The sequence below is a fragment of the Streptomyces sp. NPDC046821 genome (assembly GCF_040645335.1).
GTDB lineage: Bacteria > Actinomycetota > Actinomycetes > Streptomycetales > Streptomycetaceae > Streptomyces.
This window is the reverse complement of sequence record NZ_JBEYYB010000032.1, coordinates 1-2,349: the sequence shown is the minus strand read 5'-3', so window position 1 is coordinate 2,349 and position 2,349 is coordinate 1. Positions and strand designations below refer to the sequence as shown.

1 protein-coding gene is annotated in these 2,349 nt (G+C 69.6%); it reads left to right on the top strand.

Annotation, left to right across the window (positions count from 1 at the left end; translation table 11 throughout):
- Window positions 1-1,437: 1,437 nt before the first annotated feature.
- Window positions 1,438-1,713 carry a hypothetical protein gene (locus tag ABZ893_RS35985; protein WP_361412561.1) on the top strand — a complete coding sequence of 92 codons (276 nt, stop codon included), beginning with the start codon at window positions 1,438-1,440 and terminating at the stop codon, window positions 1,711-1,713.
- Window positions 1,714-2,349 lie beyond the last annotated feature (636 nt).

The window sequence follows — 2,349 nt, the reverse complement described above, 5'->3', positions numbered from 1 at the left end:
GTTCTCCTGTTCTCACCGAGAGATCGGCTCGGTAGCCGACCCGTGACTGAACGTACGCAGACTCCCCAGGGCTGTCATTTCGGGCGGAGCGGGAGTGCTGCTTCCAGGGAGCCGATCGGGGTAGGCGGTGCACCCGATCGCCATGCCGCGCATAACTGATGATCTGTCAAAAAACATCTAGTATTGGCAATTGACTGCCCATTGACCCTTCAAGGTGATCTCCTGATGCCAGCTCACCCTGACCGCGGGAACTTTCGGCGCGTCGCTACTTGACATGCGGGACGCGGCGGTCGTCGCAGGGCTGTGCGCGGACGGCGGCACTTGGACGAGCACCGCTGCGCGGTGCGGCATTCGTCCCCGGCCCGCACCGGTAGCCGACGCCGGTCAGGCGGTTGCACTTCGACCTCGCGTGGGACGAAGGTCTCGCCAATAGATGATCTTGGAGCCCGGAAGGTTCGCTATGGGGCTGATGGCGCTCGTTGAATTCAGAGATCGCCCGCCAACCCGGAACCGGTCGTCGGCCCGACAGGGCCCGGTGGTCCAGTGGGTGTCGGGTCTGACGATGTTGAGTGCGGTGGCGCAGAAGGCGCACAGCCTGCCCATCGACGCGGCCCTGGCCCACTGGCTGGGCCAGGAACTCACCCACTGGGCCGCATCCTGCGGCTGGACGCGCAAGCACCGTCTCCCGCGCCCACTGCGGTCTGCGGCTGCTGCCAGCGGTCCCGGACACCCCCGGTGCCCCCGTCCCGGCAAGTCTGATCGACCAGCTGACACAGGCCGGCCTGCCCGCCCGGCTGCTCCACGAATTCCTCACCGCCCGCCATCTCATCGAGGACGACCGCACCCCGGCCATCGACGCCTTCTTCGCCCGCCTCACCGCCGGCCTGCCCGAACCGATGACCGGACAACTCGCCCGGTGGATGTCCCTGCGCCTGACCGGCAGCCCGACGCCTCCACGAAGCCGGCCCCGCTCCCCGGCCACCGTGCGCCACCAGCTGAGCCTCGCCCTGCCCGTACTCGCCCGCCTCGCCGCCGCCGGCGCCCGCGACCTCGCCGAGATCACCCCCGCCCAGCTCCGCGAGCACCTGAGTGCCTGCCGCCTGACAGACACCGGCTACACCCACACCGCCTCCGGGCTGCTCGCCGTGTTCACCCTCCTGCACGCCCACCGCATCATCCGCAGCAACCCGGCCGTCCACCTCCGCGTCGGCACCCCCACCCGCACCATCCCCCTGCCTGCCGACACCGCCCCGATCCCGCCAGGCCCTCACCGACCCCGACCCCGCCCGGGCCGCCATCACCCCCCTGCTCGCCTTCCACGCCCTGCGCGCCCTGGAGATCCGCCACCTCACCCTCACCGACGCTCGCGACCTCGCAGCAGGCCACCTCCACCGGCCCGGCCGCACCGTCCTGCTCGCCGAACCGGTCCAGGCCCGCATGAGCGCCTACCTCGCCCACCGCGCCCGGCGCTGGCCGAACACTGCCAACCCGCACTTCTTCCTCACCCTGCACACCGCGCTGTCCACCACCCCCGTCAGCCGGCCCTGGCTGTACCGCCACTACCCCGCCTCCAGCAACCTGCTCCGCAGGGACCGCATCGTCGACGAGGCACAGGCCGCCGACGGCGACATCCGGCTGACCTGCGACCTGTTCGGCCTCAGCATCCAGGCCGCCACCCGCTACACCGCCGCTGGGGACTTCCCCTCCCGGTGACCGTCCCTCGCGCAGGGCCCCGGGCCGACCGAGGGTTCCGGCCGACCCGATGTACCCCTGCCTCACGTCATGGCCGGGACCAGCACGGCCAGCAGCGCGATGAACAGCGTCATGGCGCTGAAGAACACGAAGCTGCCCCCGGCTGACGGCCGTGGAGACCGACGAGCCCGCCTCGCGGGCGACGTTGTAGCCGATCAGGCCTGCGACGGCCGAGACGGCCGCGAGGACAACCAGAGCCAGAAATAAGGAGGTTCTGCGTGTTCACGCCGCACCCCGCTGGCCCTGCCGGCGGGAGACGGCCTTCGTGTGCAGCTGCTCCGGAATCCAGATTCGGCGCTCGCGGACAGCCTGGTACAGAGCCGTCCGGAATCGCGACCTGCGCTTGCGGACGGTAGACGCAATGACCTACTCGGATTACCTCAACTCCGAAGAAGGGGACACCTGAAGCGGCCATCGGCTGCATCCTCCATGAGGCACTCCGGCACGCGCCGGGTGACCCTTCACCTCAGTCAAGGAGTGGTCCCTCATGGGGGCTGAACTCTCGTACGGCCAGACCGAGTGCCACACGTTGATCTCGGTGATGAAGCCCGCGGACCACTTCATCGACGGTGACATCACTGGGCGGGTGGCCGATGA

Coding starts and splice junctions, on each gene's coding strand:
- ABZ893_RS35985 (WP_361412561.1), top strand. CDS start 1,438: ATGAGCGCCTACCTCGCCCACCGCGCCCGGCGCTGGCCGAACACTGCC.